Genomic DNA, 17,453 nt, shown 5'->3' with positions numbered 1-17,453 from the left:
CGTCCAGGTATACGCCCCTGGACGGGGATCTACGCCGCCCGGTCCCGGATAGCCGAACGCCCCGGCAGCACGGGAAGTGCCACCGGGGCGTACGCCACGAGCTGCATGATGCAGCGCGTGATTAGCGCTTGCTGTACTGCGGCGCCTTGCGGGCCTTCTTCAGACCGGCCTTCTTGCGCTCGACCGCACGGTCGTCACGCTTGAGGAACCCGGCCTTCTTCAGCGCGGGGCGGTTGTTCTCGACGTCCGCCTCGTTCAGCGCACGGGCCACGCCCAGGCGCAGCGCACCGGCCTGGCCAGAGATGCCGCCGCCGGCGATGCGGGCGATGACGTCGTAGCGGTTGTCGAGCTCGAGCACCTTGAAGGGCTCGTTGACTTCCTGCTGGTGCACCTTGTTCGGGAAGTAGCCCTCGAGGGTGCGGCCGTTGATCTTCCACTGGCCGGAGCCCGGAACGATCCGGACGCGGGCGATGGCGTTCTTGCGACGGCCCAGGCCGGCGGCCGGCTGCGGGTCGCCGAAGCGGGACGCGAGGGACTCGGAGGTGTACTCCGACTCCACGACCTCGGTCTCGGTGGTGTACTCCTCGACCTCGTCCAGCGGGGTCTCGGGGGTGGTCTCAGCCACGATGCTCCTTAAGAATTCTCTGTCGTCTTAGGGGGTGGCCGGACTTACTGCGCGACCTGGGTGATCTCGAACGGCACCGGCTGCTGCGCAGCGTGCGGGTGCTCGGCGCCCGCGTAGACCTTCAGCTTCGAGAGCATCTGACGGCCGAGGGTGTTCTTGGGGAGCATGCCCTTGATGGCCTTCTCGACGGCCTTCTCGGGGTTCTTGTCGAGCAGCTCGTCGTAACGGACGGAGCGCAGACCACCCGGGAAGCCGGAGTGACGGTAGGCCATCTTCTGGGTCTTCTTGTTGCCGGACAGGTGCACCTTGTCGGCGTTGATGATGATGACGAAGTCACCGGTGTCAACGTGCGGTGCATACACCGGCTTGTGCTTACCCCGCAGGAGGGACGCGGCCTGGCTGGCCAGACGGCCCAGGACAACGTCCTGCGCGTCAATGATGTGCCACTGGCGCTGGACATCGCCGGGCTTGGGGCTGAACGTACGCACGGTCGTAGCCTTCGCTTCTTCAGTGATGGGACCCCCGGGCCGTGAGGACTCGGGGGTGGGTCCTGTACTGGTCACCACAATCGATCACGCAGCAGGGCGGCACTACGGGTGACGCAACCCGTTCGTCCGCCGCTGGTGATCGGTCCGGTGGACCGGCGTAAGGGCCCCTCACGTGAGATAGAGCAAGCCAATACGCATAACGAACCAGCAGAATACCGGGCCGTCCCCAGCGCGGTCAAAACGCCCCCCACACCGGCCCGCGCCCCCGCTCGCCCGGCGCCTCCTACCGCTTCCGCTCGACCCTCCGCTCGTCCCACACCGGCTCCGCCGTCTCCCGCACCACGCCGTCCGACCCGAACACCAGGAACCGGTCGAAGGAACGCGCGAACCAGCGGTCATGCGTGACCGCCAGAACCGTCCCCTCGTACGACTCCAGGCCCTCCTGCAGCGCCTCCGCCGACTCCAGGTCCAGGTTGTCGGTCGGCTCGTCCAGGAGCAGGGCCGTGGTGCCCGAGAGCTCCAGGAGCAGGATCTGGAAGCGGGCCTGCTGGCCGCCGGAGAGGCGGTCGAAGGGCTGCTCGGCCTGCTTCTCCAGCTCGTAGCGACGCAGGGCGGACATCGCCTGGCCCTTGTCCTTGGCGTGCTCGGTCCAGAGGATGTCGAGCAGGGGGCGGCCCCTCAGCTCGGGGTGGGCGTGGGTCTGGGCGAAGTGGCCGGGCACGACGCGGGCGCCCAGCTTCCAGGTGCCGGTGTGGGCCACCGGATCGTCGGCGTCTCCGGCCAGCAGGCGCAGGAAGTGCGACTTGCCGGAGCCGTTGGAGCCCAGCACCGCGACCCGCTCGCCGTAGAAGACCTCCAGCGAGAACGGCTTCATCAGGCCGGTCAGCTCCAGGTCCGCGCAGGTCACCGCCCGGACGCCGGTGCGGCCGCCGCGCAGCCGCATCGTGATGTCCTGCTCCCGCGGCGGCTCCGGCGGCGGGCCGGCCTCCTCGAACTTCCGCAGCCGGGTCTGCGCCGCCGCGTAGCGCGAGGCCATCTCATGGCTCACCGCGGCCGCCTGCCGCAGATTGACCACCAGCTTCTTCAGCTGGGCGTGCTTCTCGTCCCAGCGCCGCCGCAGCTCCTCGAAGCGGGCGAAGCGCTCCCGGCGCGCCTCGTGGTACGTGCCGAAGCCGCCGCCGTGCACCCACACGTCCGAGCCCGCCGGGCCCGGCTCGACGCTGACGATCTTCTCCGCGGCGCGGGCCAGCAGCTCCCGGTCGTGCGAGACGAAGAGCACCGTCTTACGGGTCTGCCGCAGCTGCTCCTCCAGCCAGCGCTTGCCCGGCACGTCCAGATAGTTGTCCGGCTCGTCCAGCAGCAGCACCTCGTCCGTGCCGCGCAGCAGCGACTCCAGCACCAGCCGCTTCTGCTCGCCCCCGCTGAGCGTGCGCACCTGCCGCCACTGCGCCTTCTCGTACGGGACGCCGAGCGCGGCCGTCGTGCACATGTCCCAGACCGTCTCGGCCTCGTAACCCCGTGCCTCGGCCCAGTCACTCAGCGCCTGCGCGTAGGCCATCTGCGCGGCCTCGTCGTCCTCGGTCATGAGCGCCAGCTCCGCGGCGTCCACCGCCGCGGCCGCCTCCCGGATCCGCGGCTGGGCCACCGACACCAGCAGGTCACGCACCGTCCGGTCGTCCCGCACCGAGCCGACGAACTGCGGCATCACGCCCAGCCCGCCGCTGACCGTCACCGATCCGCCGTGCGGCGCCAGCTCCCCCGCGAGCAGCCGCAGCAGCGTTGTCTTGCCCGCGCCGTTGGCCCCGACCAGCGCGACCGTCGCGCCCTCCGCCACCCGGAAGGACACGTCCCCCAGCAGGACCCTCCCGTCCGGCAGGTAGTACTCCAGGTGCCCTGCTTCCAGATGTCCCATGGTCCGGATTGTGACCGGCCTATAAGCGTTCCACCAACCCCATTAGGATGCGCGCCATGAGTTTTGGGCAAGGCGGGCCCTTCGACGGCCCCGGGGGATCTTTCTCGTCCACGCCGGACTGGGACGCGCTCGCCGAGGAGAGCGAGGCGCAGTCCCGCCGCAAACGGTGGATGTGGATCGGCGGCGGAGCACTGGCGACCGTCGCGGTGGCCGGCATCGTCGCCGCCGCGGTGATGGCCGGCGGCGACTCCCCCGGCGGCAAGCCGACCGCCGCGCCCACCTCCTCCGGCCAGGCCGCGGTCCCGGACGACAAGCCGTCCTTCCCGGACGTCTCCGTCCCGCCGCCGCCCAACCCGCAGGACTACATCTCCGATCCCAAGAAGGACACCGCGCCGCTCACCCCGGCCACGCTCTTCCCGCAGAAGACCATGGTCATCGGCGAGCACAGCTACCCGCGCACCAGCACCGCCTCGACCAAGGACTGCACCGCAGGCGCCCAGGGCGCGCTGGTCTCCTCGCTGTCCCACAACGGCTGCAAGCAGCTGCTGCGCGCCACCTACGCCAAGGGCGGCGTGGCGGTCACCATCGGCATCGCGGTCTTCGACTCGCCCGCCAAGGCGAGCAAGGTCATGAACGAGAACCGGACCAACCTCATGCCGCTGCCCGGCGGAGGCGTCCCCTCGGACTTCTGCCAGGGCCACAAGTGCCGGATGGCCACCAACGCCACCGGCCGCTACGCCTACTTCACCATCGCCGGCTACCTCAACGGCAAGGACGTCACCACCTCGGAGACCAAGGCCCGGCAGATCGCCCGGGACGGCGGCTCCTACGCGTTCACCCAGATCACCCAGCGCGGCAAGGACCAGGCCGCCAAGGCCGCCGAACGCCAGCTGAAGGAAGCCCAGAAGAAGGCCGGCCAGTCCTCCTGACCGGCCGGCTCCCCGGCGGGCGGCTCAGCAGCAGCCGCCCGCCGGCAGCGCCCGCTTGTTCCGGGCCTCCTTGTTGCGGGCCGCCAGCAGCTCGTCCGCCGGATACCCGACCTCTTCGAGCGTCAGCCCGTGCGGCCGGACCACGTGCACGGCCGAGTCGCGTATGCCGGCCGCGAGCACCTTCCCCGGCCAGTCCGCCGGCCGGTGCCCGTCCCCCACGAACAGCAGCGCCCCGATCAGCGAGCGCACCATGTTGTGGCAGAAGGCGTCGGCCCGCACCGTGGCGGTGATGATCCCGTCGTCGCCCCGCACCAGGCCGAGGTCCTGGAGCGTACGGATGGTCGTCGCACCCTCGCGCTTCTTGCAGTACGCCGCGAAGTCGTGCTCCCCGAGCAGCCGCCGGGCCGCCTCGTTCATGGCGTCCACGTCGAGCGGCCAGTCGTGCCACAGGACGTGCCCGCGCAGCAGCGGGTCGACACCGCCGGGGTTGTCGGTGACGCGGTAGGCGTAGCGCCGCCAGATCGCCGAGAAGCGCGCGTTGAAGCCCTCGGGGGCCTCGGTCAGGCGCCAGATCCGTACGTCCTTGGGAAGCCGCCCGGCGAGCCGCTTCAGCAGCTTCTCCCGGTGCTCCGCCCACAGCTCCCCGGGCAGGTCGACGTGCGCCACCTGGCCCCGCGCGTGCACCCCGGCGTCCGTCCGGCCGGCCACCGTCAGCTCGTACGTCGTGTCGCCGGACCGCGTCACGGTGCGCAGGGCGTCCTCGATCTCGGCCTGCACGGTGCGCCGGCCGCCGGCCTGCTTGGCCCAGCCGTGGAAGGCGGACCCGTCGTACGACAGGTCGAGGCGGATGCGGACGTGTCCGGGCCGTACTTCGTCACTCACGGGGAGATCCTCTCAGGGCAGATCCCTTGGGAAAAACGCGAAAGCGGGCCCGCCCTCTCGGACGGACCCGCTTCACGCGAGGTCAACCTCAGGCGTCCTTGGACTCCTCGGCGGGCGCCTCGGCCGGAGCCTCGGTCGCCGCGGCCTCATCGGCTTCCTTCACCGCGCGCTTGGTCGCGGCCTCGGCCTCGGCGACGGTCGCCTTCTTGGCGATCTCGCCCTCGACCAGCTCGATGACGGCCATCGGGGCGTTGTCGCCACGACGGTTGCCGATCTTGGTGATACGGGTGTAGCCACCCGGACGCTCCGCGAACCGCGGCGCGATCTCCGTGAAGAGCGTGTGCACGACGCTCTTGTCCGAGATCAGCTGCATGACCTGACGGCGGTTGTGAAGGTCGCCCTTCTTCGCCTTGGTCACCAGACGCTCCGCGTACGGACGCAGACGGCGGGCCTTGGCCTCGGTCGTCGTGATGCGGCCGTGCTCGAAGAGGTTGGTCGCCAGGTTGCGCAGCATGGCACGCTCGTGCGCAGCGCTGCCGCCCAGACGGGCACCCTTGGTGGGCTTCGGCATGGTGTATCTCCTTCATTGCTGCACCGGCCGTATCAGGTACCGGTGTCAGTTCCCACGAGGCGGCCGCCCCGCGGAAGATGCACACGGCAGGGGCCCGGGAAAGGCTCCCGGACCCCTGCCGGTCGAACTCAGTACTGCTCGGTCTCCACGAACCCGGCGTCCGCGTCGTCGTCGGCGCCGAAGGCGTCGGCAGCGGCGGTCGGGTCGAATCCGGGCGGGCTGTCCTTCAGGGCCAGGCCCATGCCGGCCAGCTTCGCCTTGACCTCGTCGATGGACTTCGCACCGAAGTTGCGGATGTCCAGCAGGTCCGCCTCGGAGCGGGCGACGAGCTCACCCACGGAGTGGATGCCCTCGCGCTTGAGGCAGTTGTAGGAGCGGACGGTGAGCTCCAGCTCCTCGATGGGCAGCGCCAGGTCGGCGGCCAGGGCGGCGTCCGTGGGGGACGGGCCCATGTCGATGCCCTCGGCGTCGATGTTCAGCTCGCGGGCGAGACCGAACAGCTCGACCAGGGTCTTACCGGCGGAGGCCATGGCGTCACGGGGACGCATCGCCTGCTTGGTCTCGACGTCGACGATCAGCTTGTCGAAGTCGGTGCGCTGCTCGACACGGGTCGCCTCGACCTTGTACGTGACCTTGAGCACCGGGCTGTAGATGGAGTCGACCGGGATGCGGCCGATCTCCTGGCCCACCTGCTTGTTCTGCACGGCGGAGACGTAGCCGCGACCGCGCTCGACGGTCAGCTCCATCTCCAGCTTGCCCTTGCCGTTGAGCGTGGCGAGGACCAGGTCGGGGTTGTGCACCTCGACACCGGCCGGCGGCGCGATGTCCGCGGCGGTCACGAGGCCCGGACCCTGCTTGCGCAGGTACATCACGACCGGCTCGTCGTGCTCGGAGGAGACGACCAGCTGCTTGATGTTGAGGATGAGGTCGGTGACGTCCTCCTTGACGCCCGGCACGGTGGTGAACTCGTGCAGAACGCCGTCGATGCGGATGGACGTGACCGCCGCACCCGGGATCGAGGAGAGGAGCGTACGACGCAGGGAGTTGCCGAGGGTGTAGCCGAAGCCCGGCTCCAGCGGCTCGATCACGAACCGGGAACGGTACTCGTCCACGACCTCTTCGGTCAGGGAGGGACGCTGAGCGATCAGCATGTTTTTCGGTCCTTCAGTCGTGGGCGCCCGCTATTTGACGCCCGCTGTACTGACAAGGGTACGGGCGGTACGACGCACAAGGCCCCGTACCGCCCCCACCCACCGGCCCCCGACGTGACGGGGGCCGACGAGCCTTACTTCGAGTAGAGCTCGACGATCAGCTGCTCCTGCACCTGGGTGTCGATCACCTGGCGCTCGGGCAGGCTGTGCACGAGGATCCGCAGCTGCGAGGGGATCGCCTCCAGCCACGCCGGAACGGTCTTCTCGCCGGCCTCGGCCTTGGCCACCTCGAAGGGGGTCAGGTTCCGAGAGCTCTCGCGGACCTCGATGATGTCGTTGACCGCCACGCGGGCCGACGGGATGTCGGTCTTGCGGCCGTTGACGACGATGTGTCCGTGACGGACCAGCTGACGGGCGTGGTCGCGGGACTTGGCGAAGCCGGCCCGGTAGACCACGTTGTCGAGGCGGGTCTCAAGGATGCGCAGAAGGTTCTCACCGGTCTTGCCGGTCTTCTGGTTCGCTTCCTTGTAGTAGTTCACGAACTGCTTCTCAAGGACACCGTAGATGCGGCTGCACTTCTGCTTCTCACGAAGCTGGAGCAGGTACTCGCTGTCCTTGGTGCGCCCGCGACCGTGCTCACCCGGGGGGTAAGGACGGATCTCGATCGGGCACTTCGCGCTCTCGCACTTGCTCCCCTTGAGGAAGAGCTTCTGCTTCTCCCGACGGCAACGCTTGCAGTCGGCCCCGGTGTAACGCGCCATTGTCTAGTTGTCTCCTACTTCAGTGGGTCAGACGCGGCGACGCTTGGGCGGGCGGCATCCGTTGTGCGGGGTGGGGGTGACGTCCTGGATCGAGCCGACCTCCAGGCCGGTGGCCTGGAGCGAGCGGATCGCGGTCTCACGGCCGGAGCCGGGACCCTTGACGAAGACGTCAACCTTGCGCATGCCGTGCTCCTGCGCGCGGCGGGCGGCCGACTCGGCGGCCATCTGCGCGGCGAAGGGGGTGGACTTGCGCGAGCCCTTGAAGCCGACGTGGCCGGCAGAGGCCCAAGAGATCACGTTCCCGGTCGGGTCGGTGATCGAGACGATCGTGTTGTTGAACGTGCTCTTGATGTGAGCGTGCCCGTGGGCGACGTTCTTCTTCTCCTTGCGGCGCACCTTCTTGGCGCCGGCCGTACGGCCCTTCGGAGGCATTCAAATCTCCCGTGGAGGTGGTCGGTCCTACAGCGAAGACCGCTGGTAAGCGTCCTGCTGAGGACTACTTCTTGCCCGGCTTCTTCTTGCCGGCGATCGCGCGACGCGGACCCTTGCGGGTACGGGCGTTCGTGCTGGTGCGCTGACCGTGCACCGGCAGACCGCGGCGGTGACGCAGACCCTGGTAGCAGCCGATCTCGACCTTGCGGCGGATGTCGGCCTGGATCTCGCGACGGAGGTCACCCTCGGTCTTGAGGTTGTTGTCGACGTACTCGCGGATCTTGACGAGGTCTTCCTCGGCCAGGTCGCGGACCCGGGTGTTCGGGTTCACGCCGGTGGCGGCGAGGGTCTGCTGCGAGAGCGTCCGCCCGATACCGAAGACGTAGGTGAGGGCGACCTCCACACGCTTTTCGCGCGGGAGATCAACGCCTGCGAGGCGTGCCATTGATGTGGCTCCTGATGGCTATTCGGAGGTCTTCCGCAGCACCGTTCCCGTAAGACTCTGCAGAATTACGAGCCGGGTCCCCGGCCTCCGAGCCGGGGGTGTCGTCCCCACGCCGCTGGTGCGGGGGGTCGGGTGACTGCGTATGAACGTGTGGTGCTTGCGTCGCGCGAACTGCGAAATTGCAGGTGGTCGGCGTGCGTCAGCCCTGGCGCTGCTTGTGGCGCAGGTTGTCGCAGATGACCATGACCCGGCCGTGGCGGCGGATCACCTTGCACTTGTCGCAGATCTTCTTGACGCTCGGCTTGACCTTCATGGGATGTGAGGTTCTCCGGGTCAGTGCCGTCACCCCACGGGAGCGGGGTGCCGACAAGATCTACTTGTAGCGGTAGACGATCCGGCCACGCGTCAGGTCGTAGGGAGAGAGCTCCACGACGACCCGGTCATCCGGAAGGATACGGATGTAGTGCATCCGCATCTTGCCGCTGATGTGCGCGAGGACCTTGTGACCGTTCTGAAGCTCCACCTTGAACATCGCGTTCGGGAGGGACTCGATCACGGTGCCCTCGATTTCGATGGCACCTTGCTTCTTGGCCACGCTTCGCCCTTCGAATCGGCTACCTTTTGGCGGCTGTCATTCGCAGGTGAAACACCTACGACACGTCCGCACCCCTTTACAGGCATACGGATGCACGAGAGCCGACGCGTCAGTCTACGTCAGGGCCCGGGAAAAGACGAATCCAGGATTATTGCCCATGCCGGGTGATCCTTACGCCAGCGGGTCCGGCGCGGCGGTGATCCCGAGCTCCGCGAGCCTGGCCTTGCCGCCGTCGGGCGCGGTCAGCACCAGCGGGCCCTGCTCGGTCAGCGCGACCGAGTGCTCCCAGTGCGAGGACCAGCTGCCGTCGTTCGACTTCACGGTCCAGTCGTCCTCGAGGACATGGGTCTTCGGGGTGCCGAGGTTCACCATCGGCTCGATCGCGATGCAGAAACCGGGCACCAGCTTGGGGCCGCGGCCGCGCTTGCGGTCGACGTAGTTCAGCAGGTGCGGGTCCATGTGCATCTGCGAGCCGATGCCGTGGCCGCCGTAGTCCTCGACGATGCCGTACTTGCCGCCGGCCGGGCGGGGCTGGCGGCGGATGTAGCCCTCGATCGCCTTGGAGATGTCGACCAGTCGGTTGCCCTTGGCGACCGCGGCGATGCCCGCCCACATCGAGCCCTCGGTGACCCGGCTGAGCTCGATCAGCTCCGCGGAGTGACCGGAGCCGACGAACGCGGTGTACGCGGCGTCGCCGTGCCAGCCGTCGACGATCGCGCCGCAGTCGATGGAGATGATGTCGCCGTTCGCGAGGACGGTTTCGGTGTCCGGGATGCCGTGGACCACGACGTCGTTCACCGAGGTGCAGATCGTCGCGGGGAAGCCGCCGTAGCCGAGGAAGTTCGACTTCGCGCCGTGCTCCGCGAGCACCTTGCGCGCCGCGTCGTCCAGGTCCTTGGTCGTGGCGCCCGGCACCGCGACCTCCCGGGTCGCGGCGTGGATGGCGGCGACCACCAGCCCCGCCTCGCGCATCTTCGCGATCTGCTCGGGGGTCTTGATCTCCACCATCGCGGCTTACGCCCTTCCGTCCGTGCTGTGTCCGTCGTACCCGACCAACAGTACGGCCGCGGTGCCCGTGCTGGACACCGCGGCCGTACGAAGCTGTCGGCTACTCGCCGCCCTGGAGCGCGGCCATCGCGCGCTCCGTGACCTCTTCGACCTTCCCGAGTGCCGGGATGGTGACGACCAGGTCCTGGGCCTTGTAGTAGTCGATGATCGGCTCGGTCTGCGTGTGGTAGACCTCCAGCCGCTTGCGGACGGTCGCCTCGCTGTCGTCGTCGCGCTGGTACAGCTCCCCGCCGCAGACGTCGCAGACGCCCTCCTGCTTCGGCGCGCTGTAGGACACGTGGAAGACGTGGCTGGAGTCGTTGCGGCAGATGCGGCGGCCGGCGATGCGCTTGACCACCTCTTCCTCCGGGACCTCCAGGTCCAGGACCGCGTCGAGCGTGACGCCGTCCTCCTTGAGGGCCTCGTCGAGCGCCTCGGCCTGCGAGACGTTGCGGGGGAAGCCGTCCAGCAGGAAGCCGCCGATCGCGTCCGGCTGGTTCATCCGGTCGCGGGCCATGCCGATGGTGACCTCGTCGGGAACGAGCTCACCGGCGTCCATGAACGCCTTGGCCTTCTTGCCGAGGTCGGTGCCCTGGCTGATGTTGGCCCGGAACAGGTCCCCCGTGGAGATGTGCGGGATCGCGAGGTTCTTGGCAAGGTACGCAGCCTGCGTACCCTTGCCGGCCCCCGGGGGCCCGACGAGGACGATTCGCATCAGCGGAGGAACCCTTCGTAGTTGCGCTGCTGAAGCTGGCTCTCAATCTGCTTCACGGTCTCCAGACCCACACCCACGATGATGAGGATGCTCGTCCCGCCGAACGGGAAGTTCTGGTTCGCGTTGAACAGCACCAACGCCACTGTTGGTACGAGCGCGATCAGCCCCAGGTACAGCGAGCCCGGCCACGTGATCCGGTTGAGCACGTAGCTGAGGTACTCGGCCGTCGGGCGACCAGCCCGGATACCCGGGATGAAGCCACCATACTTCTTCATGTTGTCGGCAACTTCTTCGGGGTTGAAGCTGATGGCGACGTAGAAGAACGCGAAGAAGACGATCAGCAGGAAGTACGTAACGATGTAAACCGGGTGATTTCCCTTGGTGAAGTTGGTGGCGATCCAGGTCGCCCATGCCGCCTTCGACCCGCTGAACTGTGCAACCAGGGCTGGAATGTAGAGCAGCGACGACGCGAAGATGACGGGAATCACACCCGCCTGATTCACCTTGAGCGGGATGTACGTGGACGTACCGCCATAGGACCGGCGGCCGATCATCCGCTTCGCGTACTGCACCGGGATGCGTCGCTGGGCCTGCTCGACGAAGACCACCAGCGCGACCATCGCCAGGCCCACCGCGATCACCGAGAAGAACTCGATCCAGCCGTCCGCGAGCTTGCCGGTGAGCTTGATCTGCCACAGGGCGCCCGGGAAGCCGGCGGCGATCGAGATGAACATCAGGATGGACATGCCGTTGCCGATGCCGCGGTCGGTGACGAGCTCACCGAGCCACATGATCAGGCAGGTGCCGGCGGTCATGCAGATGACCATCGTGATGGTGGTGAAGATCGAGTCGCTGGGCACGATCTCGCTGGCGACCGGGCAGCTCTGGAAGAGCGCGCCACTGCGGGCGGTGGCCACCAGGCCGGTGCCCTGCAGGACCGCGAGCGCCACGGTCAGGTAGCGGGTGTACTGGGTGATCTTCCCCTGGCCCGACTGCCCCTCTTTCTTGAGGGCCTCCAGCCTGGGGATGACCACGGTCAGCAGCTGGAGGATGATGCTCGCCGTGATGTACGGCATGATCCCCAGCGCGAAGATCGTGATCTGCAGCAGCGCACCACCGCTGAACATGTTCACCAGGGCGAACAACCCGCTGTTGCCGCCGGCCTGCTTCATGCAGGTCTCGACGTTCGCGTAGTTCACCCCAGGGACCGGGACGTGCGCTCCGATCCGGTAGAGCACGATGATGCCCAACGTGAACAGCAGCTTCTTGCGCAGGTCGGGCGTCTTGAACGCTCGGGCGAACGCGGTGAGCACGGTGCCTCCTGCGCCTCCCGCCCGCGGGCGAGAGGTGACGGTCTTGAGGATCGACGAATTCGTAACGGCCGGAAACCGCGCGGGCGCGGCCCACGCGGCGGGGGCCCGGGGCATTGGCCCCGGAAAACAACAGTGCATGCCACCTTACCGGCGACCGTACCCCCGTGGAACGACCAACCGGGGATGCCCCAATCGATGGGCATCCCCGGTCAGTTGAACCAACGAACTCAGATGAGCTCGGTGACGGTGCCGCCGGCGGCGGCGATCTTCTCCTTGGCGGAGCCGGAGACGGCGTCAACCGAAACCTGCAGCGCCACGGAGACCTCGCCCTGGCCCAGGACCTTGACGAGCTCGTTCTTGCGCACCGCGCCCTTGGCGACCAGGTCGGCCACCGTGACCTCGCCACCCTGCGGGTACAGCGCGGCCAGCTTGTCCAGGTTCACGACCTGGAACTGCTTGTGGGCGGGGTTCTTGAAGCCCTTCAGCTTCGGGAGGCGCATGTGGAGGGGCATCTGCCCACCCTCGAAGCGCTCCGGAACCTGGTAACGGGCCTTGGTGCCCTTGGTACCACGACCGGCGGTCTTACCCTTGGACGCCTCACCACGACCGACACGGGTCTTGGCGGTCTTGGCGCCCGGGGCGGGCCGGAGGTTGTGGACCTTCAGCGGGTTCTGCTCCGCCATGTCAGTCGACCTCCTTGACCGACACGAGGTGGCGGACGGTGTGCACCATGCCGCGGAACTCGGGGCGGTCCTCCTTGACAACCACGTCACCCAGGCGCTTCAGGCCGAGCGAACGCAGCGTGTCGCGGTGGTTCTGCTTGCTGCCGATGTAGGACTTGGTCTGCGTGATCTCCAGGCGAGCCATTACGCGCTCACCCCTGCACGCGCCCGCAGCAGAGCGGCGGGAGCCACGTCCTCCAGCGGCAGGCCACGACGGGCCGCGATCTCCTCGGGGCGCTGCAGGCCCTGAAGCGCGGTCACCGTGGCGTGCACGATGTTGATCGGGTTCGACGAACCGAGCGACTTGCTCAGCACGTCGTGGATGCCCGCGCACTCCAGAACGGCACGCACGGGGCCACCGGCGATCACACCGGTACCGGGGGAAGCCGGCTTGAGCAGGACGACGCCCGCAGCCTTCTCGCCCTGGATGGGGTGCGGGATGGTGCCCTGGATACGGGGGACCTTGAAGAAGTTCTTCTTGGCCTCTTCCACGCCCTTGGCGATGGCAGCCGGAACTTCCTTGGCCTTGCCGTAACCGACACCCACGGTGCCGTCACCGTCGCCCACCACGACCAGCGCAGTGAAGCTGAAGCGACGACCACCCTTGACAACCTTGGCGACGCGGTTGATCGCGACTACGCGCTCAACGTACGCGGTCTTCTCGGCGGCAGCGCCACCGTCGCGACCCTTCCGGTCCCGCCGCTCGCCGCCACCGGCACCGCTGCCGCGGCGCTGGGGTCCAGCCATTGGATTTACCTCTCTCTGTTACGTCCGCTAGCTCCGGAACCGGGGCTTTAGAACTTCAGCCCGGCTTCGCGGGCGGCGTCGGCCAGAGCGGCAATCCGCCCGGCGTACTGCTTGCCACCGCGGTCGAACACGACGGCCTCGACACCGGCGGCCTTGGCACGCTCGGCAACCAGGGCGCCGACCTTCTGGGCCTGGGCGCTCTTGTCGCCCTCGCCACCACGGATGGACGCGTCCAGGGTCGACGCCGAGGCCAGGGTGTGGCCCTGGATGTCGTCGATGACCTGAGCGGTGATGCCGCGGTTGGACCGCGTCACGACCAGACGCGGACGCTCCGAAGTACCCGAAATCCGCTTACGGATGCGGATGTGGCGACGCTTGGCGGCCGCGCGCTTGTACGCGTTGCCCTTAGCGATCTTCACACCGTATGCCATGGCTTACTTACCAGCCTTTCCGACCTTGCGGCGGATGACCTCGCCGGCGTACTTGACGCCCTTGGCCTTGTACGGGTCAGGCTTGCGCAGCTTGCGGATGTTCGCCGCCACCTCGCCGACCTTCTGCTTGTCGATGCCCTCGACGCTGAGCTTGGTCGGGGACTCGACCTTGAACGAGATGCCCTCGGGGGCCTCGATCAGGATCGGGTGGCTGTAGCCCAGGGAGAACTCCAGGTTGGAGCCCTTCGCCTGGACGCGGTAACCGACACCGCTGATCTCGAGCGCCTTGCTGTACCCCTGGGTCACGCCGGTGATCATGTTCGCCACCAGCGTGCGGGACAGGCCGTGCAGGGCCTTGTTCTGACGCTCGTCGTTCGGGCGGGTGACGTTGATGACGCCGTCCTCACCCTTGGCGACCTCGATGGGAGCCGCGACGGTGTGCGAAAGGGAACCCTTGGGACCCTTCACGTTGACCGTGCGGCCCTCGATGGTGACGTCCACGCCAGCGGGAACCTGGATGGGCAGCTTGCCAATGCGCGACATTAGCTCTTCCTCCGTTCCCGGGTTACCAGACGTAGGCGAGGACTTCCCCACCCACGCCCTTCTTGCTGGCCTGCTGACCGGTCAGGAGACCGTGGGACGTGGAGATGATCGCCACGCCCAGGCCGCCGAGGACCTTCGGCAGGTTGGTGGACTTTGCGTAGACCCGGAGGCCCGGCTTCGAGATCCGCTTGATGCCGGCGATCGAGCGCTCGCGGTTCGGGCCGAACTTCAGCTCGAGGACGAGGTTCTTGCCAACCTCGGCGTCCTCGACACGCCAGCCGGTGATGTAACCCTCCTGCTGGAGGATCTCCGCGATGTGCGACTTGATCTTGCTGTGCGGCATCACGACGGTGTCGTGGTACGCCGAGTTCGCGTTCCGCAGACGGGTCAGCATGTCTGCGATGGGGTCAGTCATGGTCATGAATTGGCCTTCGGCCTCTCTCGCCGGGGTTTCCTATGTGCGCCATCCCTCTCCCCGATCAAGGTCGGGACGGGTGCGGCGCGGGGACCTACGGCGTAGTAAGCGACGTTATGCGGGCTCGGCCCGCGGTCGGTCTCGGGCGGCGGGACACCCAAACCCCTCTACCCTACGGGAAAAGGGGGCAGGTGCCCGCCGACCGACTGCTTACCGAGAGTCTCCGGGGAATCCCAACTGGGGGATTACCAGGAGCTCTTGGTCACGCCCGGCAGCTCGCCACGGTGAGCCATCTCACGAAGGCACACGCGGCACAGGCCGAACTTGCGGTACACGGAGTGCGGACGGCCGCAGCGCTGGCAGCGGGTGTACGCGCGCACACCGAACTTGGGCTTGCGAGCAGCCTTGGCAATCAGAGCCTTCTTCGCCATCTCGCTCACGCCTCCTTGAACGGGAAGCCGAGGTGACGAAGGAGAGCGCGGCCCTCATCGTCGTTGGTCGCCGTGGTGACCACGGTGATGTCCATACCCCGGGTACGGTCGATCTTGTCCTGGTCGATCTCGTGGAACATGACCTGCTCCGTGAGACCGAAGGTGTAGTTGCCCCGACCGTCGAACTGCTTCGGGGACAGACCACGGAAGTCGCGGATGCGCGGGAGCGCGAGCGACAGCAGACGGTCCAGGAACTCCCACATGCGGTCACCGCGGAGGGTGACGTGGGCACCGATCGGCTGGCCCTCACGCAGCTTGAACTGCGCGATGGACTTACGGGCCTTGGTGACGGCCGGCTTCTGGCCGGTGATCGTGGTGAGGTCGCGGATGGCGCCCTCGATCAGCTTGGAGTCGCGGGCGGCGTCGCCCACACCCATGTTGACCACGATCTTGGTCAGACCGGGGATCTGCATGACGTTCTCGAAGGAGAACTCGTCCTTCAGCTTCCCGGCGATCTCTTCGCGGTAGCGCGTCTTGAGACGCGGCGCGTTGGTGGTGGCAGTCATCAGATGTCCTCACCGGTCCGCTTGGCAACGCGGATCTTGTTGCCCTCGTCGTCGAAGCGGTACCCGACGCGGGTGACGACCTTGTTGCCGTCCTTCTCCACCACGAGCTGAACGTTGCTCACGTGGATCGGGGCCTCGGTGGTCACGATGCCGCCGGTCTTCGAACCACGAGCGGTCTGTCCGGCCTTGGTGTGCTTCTTGACCCGGTTGACACCCTCGACCAGAACACGGTCCTCGCGGGGGAAGGCCTGGATGACCTTGCCCTGCTTGCCCTTGTCCTTACCGGTGATGACCTGGACCAGGTCGCCCTTCTTGATCTTCATCGGTTACAGCACCTCCGGCGCGAGCGAGATGATCTTCATGAACTTCTTCTCGCGCAGTTCCCGGCCCACGGGGCCGAAGATGCGGGTGCCGCGGGGGTCGCCATCGTTCTTGAGGATGACGGCCGCGTTCTCGTCGAAGCGGATGTACGAGCCGTCCGGACGGCGGCGCTCCTTGACGGTGCGAACGATGACCGCCTTGACGACGTCACCCTTCTTCACGTTGCCACCGGGGATCGCATCCTTGACGGTGGCGACGATGACGTCACCGATGCCCGCGTAGCGGCGACCGGAACCACCGAGAACACGGATGCAAAGGATCTCCTTCGCACCAGTGTTGTCGGCGACACGCAGTCGCGACTCCTGCTGGATCACGTCTATCTCCTGAATGTCTGCCGGTTCCCGGCGAGAAGCGCGAGTGCTTCGCGCCTCTCGCCGAGCCTGGCGGAACTGTTCCTAGGGGGTCCCCCTAGGAGGGATTACTTGGCCTTCTCGAGGATCTCGACGATGCGCCAGCGCTTGGTGGCGGACAGCGGCCGGGTCTCCATCAGGAGGACGCGGTCGCCGACACCGGCAGCGTTCTGCTCGTCGTGCGCCTTGAGCTTGTTGGTACGGCGGATGACCTTGCCGTACAGCGCGTGCTTGACGCGGTCCTCGACGGCGACGACGACGGTCTTGTCCATCTTGTCGCTGACGACCAGACCCTCACGGGTCTTGCGGAAACCGCGCTCGGTCTTCTGCTCAGTCACATTCTTCTCGCTCATCAGGCGCTCTCCACCGTCTCGATGCCGAGCTCGCGCTCCCGCATCAGGGTGTAGATCCGGGCGATGTCCTTCCGGACGGCCTTCAGCCGGCCGTGGTTCTCGAGCTGTCCGGTCGCCGCCTGGAAGCGGAGGTTGAACAGCTCTTCCTTGGCCTCACGGAGCTTCGCAACGAGGTCCTCGTTGTTCAGCTCGCGCAGCTCGGACGCCTTGGTAACGGCCGACATCACGATTCACCTGCCTCGCGCCGAACGATGCGGCACTTCATCGGAAGCTTGTGGGCGGCGCGGGTCAGCGCCTCCTTAGCAACCTTCTCGTTCGGGAAGGACAGCTCGAACATCACCCGACCGGGCTTGACGTTCGCGACCCACCACTCCGGGGAACCCTTACCGGAACCCATGCGGGTCTCGGCAGGCTTCTTCGTCAGCGGGCGGTCCGGGTAGATGTTGATCCAGACCTTGCCGCCACGCTTGATGTGACGGGTCATCGCGATACGAGCGGACTCGATCTGACGGTTCGTCACGTAGGCCGGGGTGACGGCCTGGATTCCGTACTCACCGAAGGCCAGCTCGGTGCCACCCTTGGCCATGCCGTTGCGCTTCGGGTGGTGCTGCTTGCGGTGCTTGACCCTGCGAGGGATCAGCATGTCGG

Annotated in this window: 28 protein-coding genes; 1 reads left to right on the top strand and 27 read right to left on the bottom strand. The window is 67.3% G+C overall.

All coding sequences use genetic code 11. The features are described from left to right. Positions 1-121: 121 nt before the first annotated feature. The 3 genes from rpsI to V2J85_RS31780 form a co-directional block, all read right to left on the bottom strand. On the bottom strand, positions 122-625 hold the full coding sequence (gene rpsI, locus V2J85_RS31790; protein WP_261957056.1) for a 30S ribosomal protein S9: 504 nt from the start codon (positions 623-625) through the stop codon (positions 122-124). A gap of 44 nt (positions 626-669) precedes the next feature. Continuing rightward, entirely contained in the window at positions 670-1,113 is a 444-nt protein-coding gene (gene rplM, locus V2J85_RS31785) for a 50S ribosomal protein L13 (protein ID WP_030413033.1), read from the bottom strand. A gap of 283 nt (positions 1,114-1,396) precedes the next feature. Further along, the gene (locus V2J85_RS31780; protein ID WP_261957055.1) at positions 1,397-3,025 is read right to left on the bottom strand and encodes an ABC-F family ATP-binding cassette domain-containing protein; all 1,629 of its coding nucleotides are present in this window, start codon (positions 3,023-3,025) and stop codon (positions 1,397-1,399) included. A gap of 56 nt (positions 3,026-3,081) precedes the next feature. Here V2J85_RS31780 and V2J85_RS31775 point away from each other — a divergent pair, with 56 nt between their 5' ends. Continuing rightward, complete coding sequence (locus V2J85_RS31775) at positions 3,082-3,954, top strand: hypothetical protein (RefSeq protein ID WP_261957054.1); 873 nt, start codon at positions 3,082-3,084, stop codon at positions 3,952-3,954. A 24-nt stretch (positions 3,955-3,978) separates the two neighbouring features. Here V2J85_RS31775 and truA read toward each other — a convergent pair whose 3' ends face one another. The 24 genes from truA to rplP all read right to left on the bottom strand — a co-directional run bounded on the left by truA (position 3,979) and on the right by rplP (position 17,448). Then, on the bottom strand, positions 3,979-4,836 hold the full coding sequence (gene truA / locus V2J85_RS31770) for a tRNA pseudouridine(38-40) synthase TruA (RefSeq protein ID WP_261957053.1): 858 nt from the start codon (positions 4,834-4,836) through the stop codon (positions 3,979-3,981). Positions 4,837-4,924: 88 nt separating this feature from the next. After that, a complete protein-coding gene (gene rplQ, locus V2J85_RS31765; protein WP_030413029.1) occupies positions 4,925-5,407 on the bottom strand; it encodes a 50S ribosomal protein L17 in 483 nt (160 codons plus the stop codon). A 128-nt stretch (positions 5,408-5,535) separates the two neighbouring features. Further along, entirely contained in the window at positions 5,536-6,558 is a 1,023-nt protein-coding gene (locus V2J85_RS31760) for a DNA-directed RNA polymerase subunit alpha (protein WP_003956430.1), read from the bottom strand. Between the two features lie 134 nt (positions 6,559-6,692). Beyond that, the gene (gene rpsD / locus V2J85_RS31755) at positions 6,693-7,319 is read right to left on the bottom strand and encodes a 30S ribosomal protein S4 (RefSeq protein ID WP_261957052.1); all 627 of its coding nucleotides are present in this window, start codon (positions 7,317-7,319) and stop codon (positions 6,693-6,695) included. Between the two features lie 27 nt (positions 7,320-7,346). After that, positions 7,347-7,751, bottom strand: a complete 405-nt coding sequence (rpsK, locus tag V2J85_RS31750; protein ID WP_004571845.1) for a 30S ribosomal protein S11 — start codon at positions 7,749-7,751, stop codon at positions 7,347-7,349. A gap of 64 nt (positions 7,752-7,815) precedes the next feature. After that, a complete protein-coding gene (gene rpsM, locus V2J85_RS31745) occupies positions 7,816-8,196 on the bottom strand; it encodes a 30S ribosomal protein S13 (RefSeq protein ID WP_018090888.1) in 381 nt (126 codons plus the stop codon). Between the two features lie 199 nt (positions 8,197-8,395). Beyond that, positions 8,396-8,509, bottom strand: coding sequence for a 50S ribosomal protein L36 (gene rpmJ, locus V2J85_RS31740; protein WP_003956441.1), 114 nt, complete (start codon positions 8,507-8,509; stop codon positions 8,396-8,398). Between the two features lie 60 nt (positions 8,510-8,569). Then, on the bottom strand, positions 8,570-8,791 hold the full coding sequence (gene infA, locus V2J85_RS31735; RefSeq protein ID WP_003956442.1) for a translation initiation factor IF-1: 222 nt from the start codon (positions 8,789-8,791) through the stop codon (positions 8,570-8,572). Positions 8,792-8,962: 171 nt separating this feature from the next. Further along, positions 8,963-9,799: a type I methionyl aminopeptidase gene (gene map, locus V2J85_RS31730; protein WP_261957051.1), complete on the bottom strand. Its 837-nt coding sequence runs from the start codon at positions 9,797-9,799 to the stop codon at positions 8,963-8,965. Positions 9,800-9,899: 100 nt separating this feature from the next. Further along, positions 9,900-10,553 (bottom strand): adenylate kinase, encoded by a 654-nt coding sequence (locus V2J85_RS31725; RefSeq protein WP_261957050.1) that lies wholly within the window; start codon positions 10,551-10,553, stop codon positions 9,900-9,902. Beyond that, positions 10,553-11,866, bottom strand: a complete 1,314-nt coding sequence (gene secY / locus V2J85_RS31720; RefSeq protein WP_030413025.1) for a preprotein translocase subunit SecY — start codon at positions 11,864-11,866, stop codon at positions 10,553-10,555. Before secY ends, V2J85_RS31725 begins: the two co-directional genes overlap by 1 nt. A 227-nt stretch (positions 11,867-12,093) precedes the next feature. After that, complete coding sequence (rplO, locus tag V2J85_RS31715; protein WP_030803138.1) at positions 12,094-12,549, bottom strand: 50S ribosomal protein L15; 456 nt, start codon at positions 12,547-12,549, stop codon at positions 12,094-12,096. A 1-nt stretch (position 12,550) separates the two neighbouring features. After that, positions 12,551-12,733 (bottom strand): 50S ribosomal protein L30, encoded by a 183-nt coding sequence (gene rpmD / locus V2J85_RS31710; protein ID WP_030413023.1) that lies wholly within the window; start codon positions 12,731-12,733, stop codon positions 12,551-12,553. Beyond that, positions 12,733-13,335, bottom strand: coding sequence for a 30S ribosomal protein S5 (gene rpsE / locus V2J85_RS31705; RefSeq protein WP_030413022.1), 603 nt, complete (start codon positions 13,333-13,335; stop codon positions 12,733-12,735). Before rpsE ends, rpmD begins: the two co-directional genes overlap by 1 nt. 47 nt (positions 13,336-13,382) lie before the next feature. Further along, positions 13,383-13,766 carry a 50S ribosomal protein L18 gene (gene rplR / locus V2J85_RS31700; protein ID WP_261957049.1) on the bottom strand — a complete coding sequence of 128 codons (384 nt, stop codon included), beginning with the start codon at positions 13,764-13,766 and terminating at the stop codon, positions 13,383-13,385. Positions 13,767-13,769: 3 nt separating this feature from the next. Then, positions 13,770-14,309 carry a 50S ribosomal protein L6 gene (gene rplF, locus V2J85_RS31695; protein WP_201803195.1) on the bottom strand — a complete coding sequence of 180 codons (540 nt, stop codon included), beginning with the start codon at positions 14,307-14,309 and terminating at the stop codon, positions 13,770-13,772. A gap of 22 nt (positions 14,310-14,331) precedes the next feature. Next, positions 14,332-14,730, bottom strand: a complete 399-nt coding sequence (gene rpsH / locus V2J85_RS31690; protein WP_006604885.1) for a 30S ribosomal protein S8 — start codon at positions 14,728-14,730, stop codon at positions 14,332-14,334. 239 nt (positions 14,731-14,969) lie between these two features. Next, the gene (locus V2J85_RS31685; protein ID WP_003956452.1) at positions 14,970-15,155 is read right to left on the bottom strand and encodes a type Z 30S ribosomal protein S14; all 186 of its coding nucleotides are present in this window, start codon (positions 15,153-15,155) and stop codon (positions 14,970-14,972) included. A 5-nt stretch (positions 15,156-15,160) separates the two neighbouring features. Beyond that, the gene (gene rplE, locus V2J85_RS31680; RefSeq protein WP_030413018.1) at positions 15,161-15,721 is read right to left on the bottom strand and encodes a 50S ribosomal protein L5; all 561 of its coding nucleotides are present in this window, start codon (positions 15,719-15,721) and stop codon (positions 15,161-15,163) included. Continuing rightward, a complete protein-coding gene (gene rplX / locus V2J85_RS31675) occupies positions 15,721-16,044 on the bottom strand; it encodes a 50S ribosomal protein L24 (protein WP_030062892.1) in 324 nt (107 codons plus the stop codon). Before rplX ends, rplE begins: the two co-directional genes overlap by 1 nt. Positions 16,045-16,047: 3 nt before the next feature. Continuing rightward, complete coding sequence (rplN, locus tag V2J85_RS31670) at positions 16,048-16,416, bottom strand: 50S ribosomal protein L14 (RefSeq protein WP_003998823.1); 369 nt, start codon at positions 16,414-16,416, stop codon at positions 16,048-16,050. A 104-nt stretch (positions 16,417-16,520) separates the two neighbouring features. Next, positions 16,521-16,805, bottom strand: a complete 285-nt coding sequence (gene rpsQ, locus V2J85_RS31665; RefSeq protein ID WP_261957048.1) for a 30S ribosomal protein S17 — start codon at positions 16,803-16,805, stop codon at positions 16,521-16,523. Continuing rightward, positions 16,805-17,029, bottom strand: coding sequence for a 50S ribosomal protein L29 (gene rpmC / locus V2J85_RS31660; RefSeq protein ID WP_046927445.1), 225 nt, complete (start codon positions 17,027-17,029; stop codon positions 16,805-16,807). The genes rpsQ and rpmC overlap by 1 nt, the downstream gene beginning before the upstream one ends. Further along, positions 17,029-17,448: a 50S ribosomal protein L16 gene (gene rplP, locus V2J85_RS31655; RefSeq protein WP_004571829.1), complete on the bottom strand. Its 420-nt coding sequence runs from the start codon at positions 17,446-17,448 to the stop codon at positions 17,029-17,031. Before rplP ends, rpmC begins: the two co-directional genes overlap by 1 nt. Positions 17,449-17,453: the final 5 nt, after the last annotated feature.

Origin of the sequence: Streptomyces bugieae, assembly GCF_036352915.1 — a bacterium.
Lineage (GTDB): Bacteria > Actinomycetota > Actinomycetes > Streptomycetales > Streptomycetaceae > Streptomyces > Streptomyces endophytica.
This window is presented reverse-complemented; position numbering and strand designations above follow the sequence as displayed.

Coding starts and splice junctions, on each gene's coding strand:
- rpmD (WP_030413023.1), bottom strand. CDS start 12,733: ATGGCTCGCCTGGAGATCACGCAGACCAAGTCCTACATCGGCAGCAAG.
- rpsQ (WP_261957048.1), bottom strand. CDS start 16,805: ATGAGCGAGAAGAATGTGACTGAGCAGAAGACCGAGCGCGGTTTCCGC.
- V2J85_RS31775 (WP_261957054.1), top strand. CDS start 3,082: ATGAGTTTTGGGCAAGGCGGGCCCTTCGACGGCCCCGGGGGATCTTTC.
- rpsE (WP_030413022.1), bottom strand. CDS start 13,335: ATGGCTGGACCCCAGCGCCGCGGCAGCGGTGCCGGTGGCGGCGAGCGG.
- rplE (WP_030413018.1), bottom strand. CDS start 15,721: ATGACTGCCACCACCAACGCGCCGCGTCTCAAGACGCGCTACCGCGAA.
- rpmJ (WP_003956441.1), bottom strand. CDS start 8,509: ATGAAGGTCAAGCCGAGCGTCAAGAAGATCTGCGACAAGTGCAAGGTG.
- rpsM (WP_018090888.1), bottom strand. CDS start 8,196: ATGGCACGCCTCGCAGGCGTTGATCTCCCGCGCGAAAAGCGTGTGGAG.
- rplP (WP_004571829.1), bottom strand. CDS start 17,448: ATGCTGATCCCTCGCAGGGTCAAGCACCGCAAGCAGCACCACCCGAAG.
- V2J85_RS31780 (WP_261957055.1), bottom strand. CDS start 3,025: ATGGGACATCTGGAAGCAGGGCACCTGGAGTACTACCTGCCGGACGGG.
- rpsK (WP_004571845.1), bottom strand. CDS start 7,751: ATGCCTCCGAAGGGCCGTACGGCCGGCGCCAAGAAGGTGCGCCGCAAG.
- rpsD (WP_261957052.1), bottom strand. CDS start 7,319: ATGGCGCGTTACACCGGGGCCGACTGCAAGCGTTGCCGTCGGGAGAAG.
- V2J85_RS31685 (WP_003956452.1), bottom strand. CDS start 15,155: ATGGCGAAGAAGGCTCTGATTGCCAAGGCTGCTCGCAAGCCCAAGTTC.
- V2J85_RS31725 (WP_261957050.1), bottom strand. CDS start 10,553: ATGCGAATCGTCCTCGTCGGGCCCCCGGGGGCCGGCAAGGGTACGCAG.
- rpsH (WP_006604885.1), bottom strand. CDS start 14,730: ATGACCATGACTGACCCCATCGCAGACATGCTGACCCGTCTGCGGAAC.
- map (WP_261957051.1), bottom strand. CDS start 9,799: ATGGTGGAGATCAAGACCCCCGAGCAGATCGCGAAGATGCGCGAGGCG.
- rplF (WP_201803195.1), bottom strand. CDS start 14,309: ATGTCGCGCATTGGCAAGCTGCCCATCCAGGTTCCCGCTGGCGTGGAC.
- rplO (WP_030803138.1), bottom strand. CDS start 12,549: ATGGCGGAGCAGAACCCGCTGAAGGTCCACAACCTCCGGCCCGCCCCG.
- rplQ (WP_030413029.1), bottom strand. CDS start 5,407: ATGCCGAAGCCCACCAAGGGTGCCCGTCTGGGCGGCAGCGCTGCGCAC.
- V2J85_RS31760 (WP_003956430.1), bottom strand. CDS start 6,558: ATGCTGATCGCTCAGCGTCCCTCCCTGACCGAAGAGGTCGTGGACGAG.
- rplR (WP_261957049.1), bottom strand. CDS start 13,766: ATGGCATACGGTGTGAAGATCGCTAAGGGCAACGCGTACAAGCGCGCG.
- rpmC (WP_046927445.1), bottom strand. CDS start 17,029: ATGTCGGCCGTTACCAAGGCGTCCGAGCTGCGCGAGCTGAACAACGAG.
- rplX (WP_030062892.1), bottom strand. CDS start 16,044: ATGAAGATCAAGAAGGGCGACCTGGTCCAGGTCATCACCGGTAAGGAC.